The organism is Bradyrhizobium sp. CCBAU 45389, from assembly GCF_028128625.1.
GTDB classification, from domain to species: domain Bacteria; phylum Pseudomonadota; class Alphaproteobacteria; order Rhizobiales; family Xanthobacteraceae; genus Bradyrhizobium; species Bradyrhizobium liaoningense_B.
The window spans coordinates 554,265-569,007 of the sequence record NZ_LBIY01000095.1 but is presented as its reverse complement, the minus strand read 5'-3'; the positions used below and the strand labels follow the sequence as shown (position 1 = coordinate 569,007).

Annotated in this window: 15 protein-coding genes; 9 read left to right on the top strand and 6 right to left on the bottom strand. The window is 64.6% G+C overall.

The features are described 5' to 3' along the window. Positions 1-133 precede the first annotated feature (133 nt). Together XH79_RS29770 and XH79_RS29765 are read left to right on the top strand one after the other, a co-directional pair. Positions 134-1,330: an OpgC domain-containing protein gene (locus tag XH79_RS29770; protein ID WP_271583913.1), complete on the top strand. Its 1,197-nt coding sequence runs from the start codon at positions 134-136 to the stop codon at positions 1,328-1,330. A 47-nt stretch (positions 1,331-1,377) separates the two neighbouring features. Then, positions 1,378-1,866: a DUF2059 domain-containing protein gene (locus XH79_RS29765; protein WP_271583912.1), complete on the top strand. Its 489-nt coding sequence runs from the start codon at positions 1,378-1,380 to the stop codon at positions 1,864-1,866. Between the two features lie 53 nt (positions 1,867-1,919). On the opposite strand, the gene XH79_RS29760 is transcribed toward XH79_RS29765, so the two are convergent. Beyond that, positions 1,920-3,125: an ABC transporter substrate-binding protein gene (locus XH79_RS29760; RefSeq protein WP_271583911.1), complete on the bottom strand. Its 1,206-nt coding sequence runs from the start codon at positions 3,123-3,125 to the stop codon at positions 1,920-1,922. Between the two features lie 165 nt (positions 3,126-3,290). On the opposite strand from XH79_RS29760, the gene XH79_RS29755 reads away from it, so the two are divergent. Next, positions 3,291-4,058, top strand: a complete 768-nt coding sequence (locus XH79_RS29755; RefSeq protein ID WP_211412408.1) for a FadR/GntR family transcriptional regulator — start codon at positions 3,291-3,293, stop codon at positions 4,056-4,058. A gap of 54 nt (positions 4,059-4,112) precedes the next feature. Next, entirely contained in the window at positions 4,113-5,726 is a 1,614-nt protein-coding gene (locus XH79_RS29750) for an acyl-CoA synthetase (RefSeq protein ID WP_271583910.1), read from the top strand. A 137-nt stretch (positions 5,727-5,863) separates the two neighbouring features. Here XH79_RS29750 and XH79_RS29745 read toward each other — a convergent pair whose 3' ends face one another. Both XH79_RS29745 and XH79_RS29740 read right to left on the bottom strand, forming a co-directional pair. Next, on the bottom strand, positions 5,864-6,814 hold the full coding sequence (locus XH79_RS29745; RefSeq protein WP_212342243.1) for an AraC family transcriptional regulator: 951 nt from the start codon (positions 6,812-6,814) through the stop codon (positions 5,864-5,866). 202 nt (positions 6,815-7,016) lie between these two features. After that, positions 7,017-8,216 carry an MFS transporter gene (locus XH79_RS29740; RefSeq protein ID WP_271583909.1) on the bottom strand — a complete coding sequence of 400 codons (1,200 nt, stop codon included), beginning with the start codon at positions 8,214-8,216 and terminating at the stop codon, positions 7,017-7,019. Between the two features lie 181 nt (positions 8,217-8,397). Between XH79_RS29740 and XH79_RS29735 the strand changes: the two genes are divergently transcribed. The 3 genes from XH79_RS29735 to XH79_RS29725 all read left to right on the top strand — a co-directional run bounded on the left by XH79_RS29735 (position 8,398) and on the right by XH79_RS29725 (position 11,348). Continuing rightward, complete coding sequence (locus XH79_RS29735) at positions 8,398-9,201, top strand: MBL fold metallo-hydrolase (protein ID WP_271583908.1); 804 nt, start codon at positions 8,398-8,400, stop codon at positions 9,199-9,201. 155 nt (positions 9,202-9,356) lie between these two features. Continuing rightward, on the top strand, positions 9,357-10,373 hold the full coding sequence (locus tag XH79_RS29730; protein ID WP_271583907.1) for an alpha/beta fold hydrolase: 1,017 nt from the start codon (positions 9,357-9,359) through the stop codon (positions 10,371-10,373). A 15-nt stretch (positions 10,374-10,388) separates the two neighbouring features. Further along, positions 10,389-11,348 (top strand): fatty acid desaturase, encoded by a 960-nt coding sequence (locus XH79_RS29725; RefSeq protein ID WP_271583906.1) that lies wholly within the window; start codon positions 10,389-10,391, stop codon positions 11,346-11,348. A gap of 54 nt (positions 11,349-11,402) precedes the next feature. Here XH79_RS29725 and XH79_RS29720 read toward each other — a convergent pair whose 3' ends face one another. Together XH79_RS29720 and XH79_RS29715 are read right to left on the bottom strand one after the other, a co-directional pair. Next, on the bottom strand, positions 11,403-11,651 hold the full coding sequence (locus tag XH79_RS29720) for a hypothetical protein (protein WP_212342234.1): 249 nt from the start codon (positions 11,649-11,651) through the stop codon (positions 11,403-11,405). Between the two features lie 137 nt (positions 11,652-11,788). Continuing rightward, on the bottom strand, positions 11,789-12,769 hold the full coding sequence (locus XH79_RS29715; protein WP_212342233.1) for a helix-turn-helix transcriptional regulator: 981 nt from the start codon (positions 12,767-12,769) through the stop codon (positions 11,789-11,791). A gap of 86 nt (positions 12,770-12,855) precedes the next feature. Between XH79_RS29715 and XH79_RS29710 the strand changes: the two genes are divergently transcribed. Both XH79_RS29710 and XH79_RS29705 read left to right on the top strand, forming a co-directional pair. Beyond that, positions 12,856-13,500 (top strand): glutathione S-transferase family protein, encoded by a 645-nt coding sequence (locus XH79_RS29710; protein WP_271583905.1) that lies wholly within the window; start codon positions 12,856-12,858, stop codon positions 13,498-13,500. Positions 13,501-13,517: 17 nt separating this feature from the next. After that, the gene (locus XH79_RS29705; protein WP_271583904.1) at positions 13,518-13,952 is read left to right on the top strand and encodes a DUF6157 family protein; all 435 of its coding nucleotides are present in this window, start codon (positions 13,518-13,520) and stop codon (positions 13,950-13,952) included. Here the strand turns inward: XH79_RS29705 and XH79_RS29700 are convergent, their stop codons facing one another. Next, positions 13,953-14,738, bottom strand: a complete 786-nt coding sequence (locus tag XH79_RS29700) for an enoyl-CoA hydratase/isomerase family protein (RefSeq protein WP_212342230.1) — start codon at positions 14,736-14,738, stop codon at positions 13,953-13,955. It lies immediately after the preceding gene. Positions 14,739-14,743: the final 5 nt, after the last annotated feature.

The following is a 14,743-nucleotide window of genomic DNA, read 5'->3' as shown; positions in this document are numbered from 1 at the left end:
TGCGCAGACACGGAGGTCGGCTACCGTGGGCGGGCAGCTGGCCACGAGGTCAGGTGACTTTTGATGCGCATTTTTTAGCATTCCATTTTGCCGGCGCCGCCGTGGCGCGACGCCCACCCGAAGAGGCGGGGCCATGAACATACGGGACCAGTCAGCACTCCTTGCGCCGATCGAGCGCGACCTGCGGCTCGATCTCTTCCGCGGCCTCGGCCTGTGGATGATCTTCCTCGACCACATCCCGCACGACGTCGTGGCGTGGCTGACGCTGCGCAATTACGGCTTCAGCGACGCCGCCGAGTTCTTCGTCTTCATCTCCGGCTATCTGGTCGGCTGGATCTACGGACCGATCGTCGCGGGGGGGTGGTTTCTCGCCGCGCTGAAGCGGCTGTGGCGGCGGGCGGCCGAACTGTATGTCGCCCACATCATGCTGTTCCTGCTGTTCACGGCGCAGATCGCGCGAACCGTGCGACGCTTCGACAATCCGATGTACGCGCACGAGTTCAACGTCTTCAATTTCCTGGCGCATCCGGACGAGCTGATCGGGCAGGCGATCCTGCTCAAATACAAGCCGGTCAATCTCGACGTCCTGCCGCTCTACATCGCCTTGGTGGTTGCTTCGCCGTTCGTGGTGTGGTGCCTGGTGCGCCGGCCGAATCTGACGCTGGCCGGCTCCGTCGTGCTCTACGTGCTCTCGCGCTGGTTCGACTGGAACATCGCCTCCTATCCGCCCGGCACGAAATGGTACTTCAACCCGTTCTGCTGGCAGCTGATGTTCGTGTTCGCGGCCTGGTGCGGCATCGGCCAGGTCGACAAGGTCGCCAAATGGGTCTGGTCGAAGCCGGCGATGTGGCTCGCTGCAGCGTGGATCATCTTTGCTTTGCTGATCGTGATGACCTGGCACATCCACGCGCTCGAGGCCCTGATCCCGAAATGGATGATCAAGCTGATCTACCCGATCGACAAGACCGACCTCGACATGCTGCGCTTCACGCATTTCCTGGCGCTGGCGATCTGGGTGACCTATTTCATCTCGCGCAAATGGCGGGCGCTGCATGCGATCTGGCTGCGGCCCGTGATCCTCTGCGGCCAGCATTCGCTGCCGATCTTCTGCCTCGGCGTATTCCTGTCGTTCTCGGCGCACTGGATCCTGACGCAGTATACCAAGGGAATCTGGGAGCAGCTCGCCGTCTCCATCGCCGGCATCGTCATCATGGTCGGCGCCGCCTGGCTGCTCGATCGGGCCGATCGCGTGCCGAACCTGTTCGTGAAGGTGACGGAGGTCGAGCAGCCCGAGATGGCGACCGAGAGCGCTGCCCCTGCGAGCCGCTGAAGCATCGCGCCGCCTGTCGTTCACGGAGAGGTCCAACGGAGAGCTCAATGTCCAGACGTTTGTTGACGATCGCCGGCACTCTCCTGTTTCTCGTCTGCGGCGCAGCGGCGCAGGCGCCGTCGCCGGAGGCGATGAGCGCGGCGCGCAAGCTCGTCGGCACCTTGAAGATCGCCGATCAGTACCGCGCATTGCTGCCGCAGCTCCTGCTCAAGCTGCGGCCCGTGGTCTCGCAGGACAGGCCGGAGATCGAGCGCGACTACGATGCGGTGACGGCGCCCGGCGCCGAGATCTATGCCCCGCTCGTTGCGTCCCTGACCGACCAGATCGCGGCGCTCTATGCCCAAACTTTCACGGTGGACGAGCTGCACCAGATCGACACCTTCTACGCCGGGCCCGCGGGCCGAAAGTTCCTGGAGAAGTCGGATGCGCTGGCGCAGGCGAGCGCGCAGATCAGTCAGGACGTCGGCCAGAAAGCTGCCGACGAATTGAAGCAGCGCCTCATCGAGGCGCTGCGCCAGAAGGGGCACAAGCTCTGAGATCGGCTCCGGGAGACCAGGCACGCGATTGATTGCCCGCGTGCCTGCCTGGCTCACTTCACCAGCGGGCAGCCGCCATCCTTCAGCGGCCGGAACGCCTGGTCGGCAGGGACCTCGGCGAGCAGCTTGTAGTAATCCCACGGCCCCTTCGATTCCTCGGGCTTCTTCACCTGGAACAGATACATGCTGTGCACCATGCGGCCGTCCTCACGGAGCGTGCCGTTGTCGGTGAAGGCATCCTTGACCGGCAGCTCGCGCATCTTGGCCATCACCGTCTTGGTGTCCCTGGTGCCGGCGGCCTGCACCGCCTTGAGGTAATGCAGCGTGGCGCTGTAGGTCGCGGCCTGGTTCATCGTCGGCATGCGCTTGACGCGCTCGATGAAGCGCTTGCCGAAGGCGCGGGTCTTGTCGTTGAGATCCCAGTAATAGGCCTCGGTGATGATCAGCCCCTGTGCGAGCTTCAGCCCCAGGCTGTGCACGTCGGAGATGAACATCACGATCGCGGCCAGGTTCTGGCCGCCGGCGACGATGCCGAACTCGCCGGCCTGCTTGATGGCGTTGATGGTGTCGCCGCCGCCATTGGCGAGCCCGATGATCTTGGCCTTGGAGGCCTGGGCCTGCAGCAGGAAGGAGGAGAAGTCCGCCGTGTTGAGCGGATGCTTGACGCTGCCGACCACCTTGCCGCCGGCGGCCTTCACGACGTCGCCGGTGTCGCGCTCGACCGAATGGCCGAACACGTAATCGGCGGTGAGAAAGAACCAGGTGTCGCCGCCGTTCTTGACGATGGCGCTGCCGACGGTGTGGGCGTTGGCATAGGTGTCGTAGGTCCAGTGCGCCGTATAGGGCGAGCACGATTTGCCGGTGATGTCGGAGCTCGCCGCGTCCGTCACGATCATGATCTTTTCGTACTGCTTCGACAGCTCCATCACCGCGAGCGCGGTGGCCGAGGTCGGCAGGTCGATGATCATGTCGACGCCCTCGGTCTCCCACCATTTGCGCGCAATGGTCGAGGCGACGTCGGGCTTGTTGAGCACGTCGGCCGAGACCATGTCGATCGGCTTGCCGAACATCTGCCCGCCGAAATCCTCGATCGCCATCTTGGTGGCCTCGACATTCCCCATGCCGCCGATATCGGAATAGACCGAGGAGAAGTCGGAGAGCACGCCGATCTTGAGCGGGGTCTGCTGGGCCGAGGCGGGGATGATCAGGGCAGCCGACAGCAGGCCGGCCGCAGACACGAGGGCTGCTATAGGTCTCATGGATACGTTTCCTCTTATGCGGGACTATTCTGTCCCTTTGTCCGACAAAGTTAGAGTGGGGCTCCGCAGGAGTCAATTTGCTGGATATGCGGCGCAAATGACGCAGTTTGACGCGGTATGGGATTGATCATATCGTTTGTCCGACAAACACCATTAGGAGCTATCGTGCCCGTCGCGCCGCTGTTCCGTCCGATCGATGTCGCGCCCGCCTATCAGAAGGTCGCCGACGCCATCGAGCGCGAGATCGTCAATGGTCGCATCAAGCCGGGCGATCCCATCGGCACCGAGCACGACCTGGTCCGCCAGTTCGGCGTCAATCGTTCGACCATTCGCGAAGGCATCCGCGTGCTGGAGGAGGGCGGGCTGATCCGCCGCGATTCATCGCGCCGCCTGCACGCCTGCCTGCCGCGCTACAGCAAGCTCGCAAGCCGCCTCAGCCGCGCGCTGGTGCTGCACGAGGTCACCTTCCGCGAACTCTACGAGGCCTCGATGACGCTGGAGGTCGCCAGCATCGAGGGCGCGGTGGAGCGGGCGAGCGAGGAGAACGTCGCCGAGCTCGCCGACAATCTCGCGCGCAGCGAGGCCGTCGTTGGTAATCCCGCGATGCTTGCCGAATGCGATGCCGAATTCCATGTGCTGGTCGCAAAAGCCTCGCAGAACCGCGTGCTCCAGCTGGCGCGCGAGCCGGCGGCGCAACTGTTCTATCCGACCACCGAGATGATCGTGACCGGCGTCGCCGAAGGCGGCCCGCGCCTGGTCGCGGCGCATCGCCATCTCATCGACGCGATCCGCCGCCGTGACCGCGAAGCTGGGGTGCTGTGGACCCGCCGGCACTTGCAGGACTGGCGGCGCGGTTTCGAGAAGATCGCCTCGCTCGATCGGTCGGTCGAGCACATGTACATGGAACACGCGCAGGCGGCCCGGCGCAGATGACGCAAGATTTCAAGCAATAAACCTAACAAACAAAGACATCACACGGAGGAACACATGACCGGCGACACCGCAGCCACCATCTCGAAAGCGCGCGAGCATTCCATCGGCGATCTCTTGCGCCGCTCGGCAGGCCGCGAGCCGGCCAAGCTCGCGGTGAGCTGCGGCAATGTCAGCTGGAGCTTTGCCGAGATGGACGCGATCTGCAACCGGCTCGGCCGCGGCCTGCTCGGCCTCGGCGTGAAGAAGGGCGACCGCCTCGCCGTGCTCTCGCGCAACTCGCACGCCTTCGCGGCGCTGCGCTTCGCACTGGCGCGGATCGGCGCGGTGCTGGTGCCGATCAACTTCATGCTCAATCCGGAGGAGATCAATTTCATCCTGAAGAGCTCCGGCGCCAAGCTGCTCGCGACCGGTCCCGATTTTGTCGAGCCCGCGAAGGCCGCGAGCGCGAAGGACTGCGCCGTCGAGAAGATGATCTGGCTGCCGGGCGAGGATCCCGCGGCTGCTCCGGCCGGCCTCACCACCTTCGACGATCTTCTTGATGCTGACGGCTCGTTCCTGGATGCGTCGGTCGACAGCCGCGATCTCGCGCAGATCGTCTACACCAGCGGCACGGAGTCCCTGCCCAAGGGCGCGATGCTGACCCATGAAGCCGTCATGTGGCAGTATGTCAGCTGCGTCATCGACGGCGGCATGAGCGCGGAGGACAAGTTCCTGCATGCGCTGCCGCTCTATCACTGCGCGCAGTTAGATGTGTTCCTGGGGCCGCAAATCTATCTCGGCGCCTCCGGAGTGATCACGGGCAAGCCGACGGCCGACAACATCCTGGCGCTGATCCAGGCGCACAGGATCACGTCCTTCTTCGCGCCGCCGACGATCTGGATCGCGATGCTGCGCTCGCCGAACTTCGACAAGACCGACCTGTCGACGCTGCAGAAGGGCTATTACGGCGCCTCGATCATGCCGGTGGAAGTCTTGCTCGAACTTCAGCGCCGCTTGCCCGCCGTAAAATTCTGGAATTTCTACGGCCAGACCGAGATCGCGCCGCTGGCGACCGTGTTGCGTCCCGAGGATCAGCTGCGCAAGGCCGGCTCGGCCGGCAAGCCGGTGCTCAATGTCGAGACGCGCGTCGTCAACACGGCGATGGAGGACGTCAAGGTCGGCGAAGTCGGCGAGATCGTGCACCGATCGCCGCATCTGCTCTCCGGCTATTACAACGATCCGGTGAAGACCGCGGCGGCCTTCACCGGTGGCTGGTTTCATTCCGGCGATCTCGCCACCGTGGATGAAGAGGGCCACATCACTGTGGTCGATCGCGTCAAGGACATGATCAAGACCGGCGGCGAGAATGTCGCCAGCCGCGAGGTCGAGGAGATGGTCTATCGCATTCCAGGAGTCTCCGAGGTCGCGGTGGTCGGCCTGCCCGATCCGCGCTGGATCGAGGCGGTCACCGCCATCGTCGTGGTCAAGAGCGGGGAAAAGCTCGACGAAGACACCGTCATCAAGCACTGCGCCGGCCATATGGCGCATTTCAAGGTGCCCAAGCGCGTGATCTTCGTGGATGCCCTGCCGAAGAATCCGAGCGGCAAGCTGCTCAAGCGCGAACTGCGCCAGCGCTTCGTCGGCGGCGAGACGCTCGACAAGGCGGTGCAGAAGAGCTTTGGGACATAGCAGGCGCCGTTCCGGCGCCATCGCGGCGGGGCCCGCCTAAAACGCGATGAGATTTGGATGAATCGTCATCGCGCTTCAGGTTGTTGTTTACGCATGATCTTTCCGGAAAACCGCTTCGCACTTTTCCGGATCATGCTTTAATCGGCCTCGCCAGCCAGCTTCCTGACGTCGTCGGGCGTCGCTCCGAAACGGCGGCGAAACGCGCGATGGAAGTAGGAGATGTCGTGAAATCCCGCGAGATGCGCGATCTCGATGATCTTGCGCGAGCGCAGGCCCGGGTTCCGAAGCAGCCGCTCGGCGCGCAGCAGGCGCTGCTCGAGCACGAAGCCGCTATAGGTGATGCCGGCCTTCTCGAACAGCAATTGGATCGTGCGCGGGCTGATGCGGTGCGCGGTCGCAAGGTCGGACAGCGACAGTGCGGCTTTGTCCAGCTGCGCCAGAATGTCGGCCTTGATGGCTTCGAAACGCGCTGCCGCAAGGCCGCGTAGCCGCGCCTCCTCGGCGACATCGCCGCGTGCTCCGATCATCAGCACGGAGAGGTCGAACAGGTGCTGCGAGACCGCATCGAGCTCCGCGGGCGCGAGCTTGTCGGCATGCGCATGCGCGAGGTCGTAATACCGCAGGAACATCGACGTGATCGGATTGGCGCCGGAGATCGACCGCGCAATCAGGTCCTCGGCATTCGGGCAGGCGCGCAGCAGGGCCTTGCGTGGCAGCAGCGCGGTCTGGAAATTGCCGTGCTTGATCTGCGTGATGCAGGCGCCCTTGATCGAGGGGTCGCCGATCGTGATGTCGCCGGCCGCGATCTCCAGCGGGCGCTTGCCCATGGCCCCGCTTAAAGCCGAATTGGGCGACATCGTAATGATCAATTCGTCGTTCGTCCCCAATGACACGAAAGACATCGGCGTGCCGAACGAGGCCGAGAGCCTGATGCGGGGTAGAATCGCCGGCGCAATGGTCCGGTGAACTCGCCCTTCGCCGACCGGCACGAAATCGACGTTCGCCACCTGACGGCAAAACTGCTCGCGCCATCTTTCATAGGCCGGACCGTTGGGGTCGCCATCGAATGAGAGTTGCGGCTGGATCATCGGTCGAGTGGGAATCGTTCGCTGAGCGATTTTCTGCAGCCAGTATCCTCGCCGCCGGGCCAGGGCGCCGCAACGAGAAAAGCGCTGGATTGCGTGATAAGCCACTCGCAACGGCGCGTTGAGACCGTGACCAGGTGCCGCAGTCTGCTGGTCGCCCGGCTTGACGCGCAAATTGTGCCAGGATTTCCCGCGACGATTGGTCTCAATACTTCTTCACGGTCGTCCCGAAGGCCAGCCACAGCGCGATCGACGCAAGGCCAAAGCCGCCGAGCAGCAGGAAGGTCGGGCCGTAGCCGATCCATTGTGCGATCCAGCCGCCGAGCGCGGGACTGAGGCTGGCACCGACACCCTGCACCGTGATCACGGCGCCCTGGCCGAGATTGATGCGGCCGGTGCCGTTGAGCGAACGCGCGATCATGCCGGGGACGGCGACCGTTTGCAGTCCGGTGCCGATGCCGTCGAGCACCTGCATCGGCACGACGCCCCACCATCCCGTGACGAAGAAGGCGAGCACGCCGCGGACGGGCAAGAACATGAAGGAGACCAGGATCACCGGCCAGTAGTTGCGCTTGCCGGCGACCTGCATCGCGATCAGCGAGGTCACGATCATCACGCCTTGCGCGATCACGACAGTGGTCGCGACGAAGCTCGGTCCGTTGGCCTGTTCCTCGGCCACGGCCGCGAGCCCGTAGAGCGGCACGATCGCGGCATTGCCGAGATGGAACAGCGCCAGCGCCAATGCCAGCACCAGAAGCGGCTTGTGCTTGAGGAGGACGGACATGCCGTCCGGCGGCGCCTTGCTGTCGTCCTCCCTGCTGCCGCGTGCGGCGCGATCATCGATCGATTTCGCCGGGATCATCATCACGCAGGCGATCGCGATGGCGCCGAACACCGCCGCCAGCACGAACACGGCGACATAGCCGAACTTGTAGCCGAGATAGCCCGACAATGCTGCGCCGACCATGTTGCCGGCGTGGTTGAAGGCCTGGTTGCGGCCGTTCAGCGCGTTGAAGCCTTTCTGCCTGGCAATGCCGAGCGTGATTCCGGTGACCGCCGGCACGATGGCGGCGCTCGCGAGCGATTGGGCGATTTGGGAGAAAGTGACGGCCCAGAAATTTTGCGAGATGAGGATGATGGCGGAGGCCGCGACCACGCAGATGCCGGGGATGACGACCCACATGCGCTTGTTGCGGCTTGCATCGATGAAGCCACCGACCGGCGTCGTGATCAGCATGCCGGCGATGTTGCCGATCGTCAGGGCCGTGCCGATCAGCCCGCTCGCCCAGCCGCGCTCCTGCAGGAACACGCCGACGAAGGGGCCGATGCCGGACTGCATGTCGGCCATGAAGAAATTGACTGCAAACAGCGGCCAGATGCGGGATGGTGAGGGGCGCGATGTCATCGAGACGCTGAAATGTTCCTGCCGGTCGAGTTGGGTCTCGTGCAAAGCTGATCGTGATGACCGGCCAATTGCGCCGGCATGGACCAGAACGTAACCTGCGCTGACAGCGTTGGTTCCTCGCCGCGTGCGTCGGTGGGACGATGTCGCATCACGCCGTTCCGGCCTCTTTCGGATCCTGACCATGCCCCTCTGGACCTGCGAAACCTGCGGCGCGCAATTTTCGGACAGCGGACGTCCGCCCGCATCTTGTCCGATCTGCGAGGACGAACGGCAATTCGTGAACTGGAAGGGACAGACTTTCCTGACGCGCGAAGCGCTGGAAGAACGTCACCGCGTGGTCTGGCGCGACGATCTGGGCCTCGCCGGTCTCGGGCTCGAGCCGAGCTTTGCCATCGGCCAGCGCGCGCTGCTGGTGCCGCTCAGCGAGGGATGCGTGATGTGGGACTGCGTGCCGCTGGCGACGCCGGATGCAATCGCGCATGTGCGCTCGCTCGGTGGGTTGAAAGCGATCGCGATTTCGCACCCGCATTATTATGGCGCGCTCTCCGACTGGAGCGATGCGTTCGGCGGTGTGCCGGTCTACCTGCATGCCGACGATCGCCAATGGGTGACGCGTTCCCATCCATCGATCGTGCACTGGACCGGCGATCGGCACCTTATCTCCGACGATGTGCTGCTGCTGCGCACCGGCGGCCATTTCGCCGGCGCCACCATGCTCCACTGGGCACGTGGCGCGGAGGGCAGGGGCGCGCTGCTCACCGGAGACATCGCGCAGGTGACGATGGACCGCCGCTTCGTCAGCTTCATGTACTCCTATCCGAACTACATGCCGCTCAACGCGGCCGCGGTGCGGCGGATCGCTGCTGCAGTCGAGCCCCTCGCGTTCGATCGCATCTACGGCGCCTGGTGGGGACGCAACATCGCCGGCGATGCCAAGGCCGCCTTCGCGGCATCGGTGGCGCGATATATCGCGGCCATCGCCTGAGACGCTTCGATCGGATTTATCTTGCCGCTCCATAATAAATGTACTAAAAGTACAGTTATTGAAGGTGGCGCAATGGTGCGTCTGCGGGCCGGCATGATCGATGCATTGCCGTTACCGCGGCGCGTTGTGGCGGCCGCGTGAGCGAGGGCGGATGCATGGTGGCTGAGCGCGACTACGAGATCTTCGAGGCCGGCGACGTCGCGCTCCAGTCCGGCGCCGTCTTCCCCCAGCTGAAGCTCGCCTACAAGACCTACGGCACGCTGAGCCCGGCAAGGGACAACGTCATCCTCTATCCGACCTCGTTCAGCGCGCAGCATGTCGACACCGAGTGGCTGATCGGGCCCGACGGCGTGCTCGATCCCACGCGCTATTTCATCGTCATCCCGAACCTTTTCGGCAACGGCCTGTCGTCCTCGCCCTCGAATTCTGCCGCGCCGTTTCCGCAAGTCACCTATCACGACGCGATCGCCATTCAGCACCGCCTTCTCGTCGAGCGCCTCGGCATCACAAAGCTCGCGCTGGTCTATGGCTGGTCGATGGGCGGCATGCAGGCCTATCACTGGGCGGCGCTGCATCCTGATATGGTCGAGCGTGCCGCGGTCGTCTGCGGCAGCGCGCGTTGCGCGCCCTACAACTATGTCTTCCTGGAAAGTGTGAAGGCGGCGCTGACAGGCGATCCCGCCTTCCGCGACGGCCGCTTCGTCGAAAGGCCCGTCGCCGGCTATCGCGCCATGGGGCGCGTCTACGCCGGCTGGGCGATGTCGCATGGCTTCTATCGCGACGAGCTCTGGCGCGAGGCCGGCTTCACCTCGCTGGAGGATTATCTCGTCCGCGCATGGGACGCGACCTTCGCGCGGCGTGATGCCAACGATCTGCTGGCGCAGATTGGCATCTGGCAGCGCGGCGACGTCAGCAATTGCACTTCATTCGGCGGCGATCTCGATCGCGCGCTCGCCGCCATAGGTGCGCACATGCTGCTGATGCCGGGCGCGACCGATCGCTATTTCGACGTCCGCGACAACGAGGACGAACTCGGCGAGCTGGTCAATGCAAAGTCAGCCGTGTTGCATCCGATCCCGTCGCTGCACGGCCATCGCGCCGGCAATCCCGTCAACAACCCGCGCGACCAGGCCTTCATCAAGGCCGAGATCGCAGCGCTCCTCGCCAAATAACGCAGGCATCCGCCCATGACCGACGCGACCGTTTCAGGGTCCGGCCATCGCCTGAAGCCGCTGAGCCCGGCGATGCTGCGCGAATTGTCCGCGCGCTCGAACTTCAGGGGCGCGGCGCAGAGCCTCGGCCATTACGGCGTGATCGCGCTGGTCGGTGCGCTGATCTGGATGGTGACCTCGCGCTATGGCGTGCTCTGGGCGCTGCCGCTGATGGCGGTGCAGGGCTATCTCGTCGCCTTCCTGTTCATGGCGGTGCACGAGACCGCGCACAAGACCGCGTTCAAAAGCCGCAGCCTCAATCTCGCGGTCGGCTATCTCTCGGCCTTCATCATCGGATTGCCGTACGAATATTACTGCCTGTTCCACTGGGACCATCACCGCTACACCCAGGATCCGGAGAAGGACCCCGAGCTGATCGTCGGCGTGAAGCCGACGTCCGACACGCAACTTGCGATCGCCTATAGCGGCCTGCTCCAGGTCGCCGGCCGCCTGCGGCTGATGCTCGGCCATGCCGTTACCGGCAAGGTCGTCGTGCCCTGGATTCCCGAGAACAGGCGCGGCACCATCGTGGCCGAGGCGCGTGCCTATGTCGCGCTCTATGCGTTGCTCCTTGCGCTCTCGCTGTGGTTCTCCTCAGCGATGCTGCTCTGGGTCTGGATCGTGCCGCTCGTGATCGGGCAGTTCTTCCTGCGGCCCTATCTCTATGCCGAGCACACCGGTTGCGACCGCACCCGCAGCGCCTTCCAGAACACCCGCACCACCTATACCGGTGCCATCGTCAAATGGTTCGCGTGGAACATGCCCTACCATGTCGAGCATCACGCCTATCCCTCGATTCCCTTTCACGCCCTGCCGAAGCTGAACGGGATCGTCGACGGCGAGATCGTCTATCGCGGCCGCGGCTACATCAGGACGACGCGCGAGACCTGGGCCTGGTTTCGCCGGCAGCGGCAAGCCGGCTCACCAAAGGCTTGAGCAAACGCAAAACTCCGGCCGCGATGCGACCGGAGCTTTGTCGTGACGGCGATATCAGTAGATCCCGTAAGCGCAGACGTTCACGACGCGGACGCGCAGGCCGTGACGGGTCTGGACGACGCGCTCCTGGTAGCAGTTGCTGACGCCGGTGTTGACGTAGATGCCGCCGAAGCCATAGCCCGGGCCCCAGCCGTGACCCCAGTGATGATGATGGAAACCGCCGGCCGAGGCGGCGGTGGGGGCGAGCGCGGCAACGCCGAGCGAGCCGGCAGCGATCAGACCAAGAGCAAGCTTACGAAACATCTTCATTCTCCAATATGGCGCGAGGCCGTTGTTGTGTCCCTGCATCTCGGTCGGCCTGAATCGCGAATGCGTTCACGGCCTGACCTGAGAATCGTGTTTCAGGATTGTTTCGTCGGCCGCGGGAGGGTGCGCCGCGATCAGGCTTTCTGCGCCGCGCCATAACGCGCGGCCATGGCGCGGGTCATCTCGGCCATCTTCTCGCGCAGATCGGCCGGCTCCAGCACTTCGGCCTCGGGGCCGAGCCGCAGCAATTCGGCCGCGGCGTGCCATGACGTCTTGCCGGTCGGCACCCGCGCGATGCGCCAGCCGTCTGCGTCAGTGGTCTCTTCGATCTCGGTGCGCGCCTTGACGTAAGGCTGGCTCAACGCGTCCAGCAGCTTGACGCCGAATGGCGACAGCCGGACGACCGCGACATTGGGATGCATCTCCGCTTCGAGGCGAAGTGTCGCAGCCTGCCAGTAGGCCGCGAGATCGAAATCGGCAGGACGATCGAAGCGGTCGTCGAGCGCGGTGCAGTCGAGCACGCGCGCCACGCGATAGGTGCGTACGCTGCCGTCGACTTGCCCCGCGAGGTACCAGCTGCCGCCCTTCAGCACGAGGCCGAGCGGAGCGACACGGCGCTGCTTCTCCGCGCGCCAGCTCCGGTAGCGGATCTTGATCAGCGTCCCGCGCAGCACCGCGCCGGCGATGATGCGCAGATGCTTCGGCTCTTCCGCCTCGCCGAACCAGCCCGGTGCGTCCAGGTGAAAGCGCTCCTGCATCCGCCCGGCGTCCTCGCGCAGATTCGCGGGCAGCGCGGCCATCAGCTTGTTCTGCGCGGCGAGCATGGCCGCATCGAGCCCGAGGGCCGCGGCCGGGCCGGGGAGTCCGGAAAGGAACAGCGCTTCCGCCTCGTTCTGCGACAGGCCGTTGAGCCGGACGCGATAGCCGTCGAGCAGGCGATAGCCGCCCTCCGCACCGCGGTCGGCATAGACAGGAACGCCGGAGGCCGCGAGCGCGTCGATGTCGCGATAGATCGTACGCACCGACACCTCGCAAGTCTCCGCGAGCTCGGGCGCGGTGACCTGCCCCCTGGCCTGGAGGGTGGTGAGGATCGACAGCATCCGGCTCGCGCGCATGATGCCTTAAAGCATACCTGACACAGGATGTCAGGTATGGGCCGCTACAAGATGCGCCTCGCCAGACGGCACCCGAGGAGCCCCCCATGACCGCTTCGAACCGCATCACGCTGTATTATTCGCCCCAGACGCGCGCCACCGGCACGCGGGTGCTGCTGGAGGAACTGGGCGCGCCTTACGATCTCCAAATCCTCAACATGAAGGCCGGCGAGCAACGCCAGCCCACTTATCTCGCCGTCAATCCGCTCGGCAAGGTGCCGGCGGTCCGCTACCACGGGGAGCTCGTGACCGAGCAGGTCGCGATCACCATCTTTCTCGCCGATCTCTTCCCGCAGGCGGGGCTGACGCCCGGGCTGGACGATCCGCTGCGTGGTCCGTACCTGCGCTGGATCGCCTATTACGGCGCCTCGTTCGAGCCGGCCTTGATCGACAAGTTCATGCAGCGCGAGCCGGCCCCGATCACGCAATCGCCCTATGCCGATTACGACACCATGCTCGGTGCGCTGGAGACGCAATTGTCGAAGGGCCCGTATCTGCTCGGCGAGCGCATGACGGCTGCGGACGTGTTGTGGGGCGTCGCCTTCAGCTGGACCATGATGTTCGGCATCGTGCCGAAAAAAGATGTATTCGTTCGCTATGCCGAGCGCATGACTTCGCGTCCCGCGTTCCAGCGGATCAATGCGGCGGATGACGAGATGGCGGCGCAGCATGCTGCGGCTGTTGGGGGGTGAATGAACCAGGCTTGTAGATGACGAAGACGACGCACACGACCAACTGCTTCAACACCTTTATCCGGGTTGCTGAGGACTGTCCCGCGCGCACTGGCGAGGAGCCGCCGCTGCGCGCGGGGAAGCCGACGGTGGCATGCCTGCAATATGGAATGATCGCCAAGGCACCCTACACATACACGTCCGACGACGTGATCTTCGCGACGTCAGCCGCGGGACGCGCCCTCGATGTGAAGGCGACGACAGCGGAGAAGCATGCGGCCCGTGAAGCGTTCTTCTCCCGCGGGCAGGCGTGCATGAGGGCGTCGAGCCTGGGCAAGCGCTTCGGCTGGGGCGTTCATGCCGACGGTGAGGGGCGGATCGCGATCTATGCCATCGACAGCAAACGCTACCAGGCGCTCGTCCGCGATCCCAAGCTCACGCAGGTGCGCGCGATGCGGTCGAGGCGGGCGTGATCAGAATTTTGGCGGCCGCTTCTCCGCGAACGCCTTGATGCCCTCCTTGATCTCGTCGCCGCGCATGCTGTCGCGATGGCGCTGGTCGGCCGCCGCTTCGTCCAGCTCGCCGCGGGCGAATTCGTTGATGGCGCGCTTCATGCCGCGCATCGCCTGCGGCGCGTTGCCGGCGAGGATATTGGCGAGCCTGTCGACCTCCTCGTCGAGCGTCTCTTCCGGTACCATCGCGGTGAGATAGCCGATGCGCAGCATCTCGGGGGCGCTGATCTTCTGCGCCGTCAAAAACAGCTTCTTTGCATTGTCGAGGCCGAGGCGGGTGACGTAGCGTTTGATGCCGCTCGGGTAATAATGCAGCCCGAGCCGCGCCGCCGGCATGAACATCTCGGCGGTATCGACGCCGATGCGGAAATCGCAGGCGAGCGCGAGGTCGGTCGAGCCGCCATAGACGCCGCCGTTGAGCCGGCAGATCGTCGGCACGCCCAGATCCTCGAGCCGGTTGACGACCACCTCGAAGGCGGAGCCCGCGCTCTGCTGCTCGTTCGCGCTCACCGCGCGCTCGGCGACCGAATTGAGATCGTAGCCGGCTGAGAAGGCGCGGCCCGTGCCGGTCAGCACGAGCACGCGGATGGCAGGGTTGGCCTCGATGGCATCAAATAGCTTGACCAGCTCGCCGAGATCTTCCGCTTGAAGCCGGTTGAGATGTTTGGGCCGGTTGAGGCGGATGGTGGCGCGTGCAGCTGTGATCTCGAGCACGGGGCCTGATGCCGCGTCGGCTGTATCCGACATTCTTG

Bases quoted from the DNA above. Each gene is read 5' to 3' on its own strand.
- XH79_RS29770 (WP_271583913.1), top strand. From the start codon at position 134: ATGAACATACGGGACCAGTCAGCACTCCTTGCGCCGATCGAGCGCGAC.
- XH79_RS29765 (WP_271583912.1), top strand. From the start codon at position 1,378: ATGTCCAGACGTTTGTTGACGATCGCCGGCACTCTCCTGTTTCTCGTC.
- XH79_RS29760 (WP_271583911.1), bottom strand. From the start codon at position 3,125: ATGAGACCTATAGCAGCCCTCGTGTCTGCGGCCGGCCTGCTGTCGGCT.
- XH79_RS29750 (WP_271583910.1), top strand. From the start codon at position 4,113: ATGACCGGCGACACCGCAGCCACCATCTCGAAAGCGCGCGAGCATTCC.
- XH79_RS29745 (WP_212342243.1), bottom strand. From the start codon at position 6,814: ATGATCCAGCCGCAACTCTCATTCGATGGCGACCCCAACGGTCCGGCC.
- XH79_RS29740 (WP_271583909.1), bottom strand. From the start codon at position 8,216: ATGACATCGCGCCCCTCACCATCCCGCATCTGGCCGCTGTTTGCAGTC.
- XH79_RS29735 (WP_271583908.1), top strand. From the start codon at position 8,398: ATGCCCCTCTGGACCTGCGAAACCTGCGGCGCGCAATTTTCGGACAGC.
- XH79_RS29730 (WP_271583907.1), top strand. From the start codon at position 9,357: ATGGTGGCTGAGCGCGACTACGAGATCTTCGAGGCCGGCGACGTCGCG.
- XH79_RS29725 (WP_271583906.1), top strand. From the start codon at position 10,389: ATGACCGACGCGACCGTTTCAGGGTCCGGCCATCGCCTGAAGCCGCTG.
- XH79_RS29720 (WP_212342234.1), bottom strand. From the start codon at position 11,651: ATGTTTCGTAAGCTTGCTCTTGGTCTGATCGCTGCCGGCTCGCTCGGC.
- XH79_RS29715 (WP_212342233.1), bottom strand. From the start codon at position 12,769: ATGCGCGCGAGCCGGATGCTGTCGATCCTCACCACCCTCCAGGCCAGG.
- XH79_RS29710 (WP_271583905.1), top strand. From the start codon at position 12,856: ATGACCGCTTCGAACCGCATCACGCTGTATTATTCGCCCCAGACGCGC.
- XH79_RS29705 (WP_271583904.1), top strand. From the start codon at position 13,518: ATGACGAAGACGACGCACACGACCAACTGCTTCAACACCTTTATCCGG.
- XH79_RS29700 (WP_212342230.1), bottom strand. From the start codon at position 14,738: ATGTCGGATACAGCCGACGCGGCATCAGGCCCCGTGCTCGAGATCACA.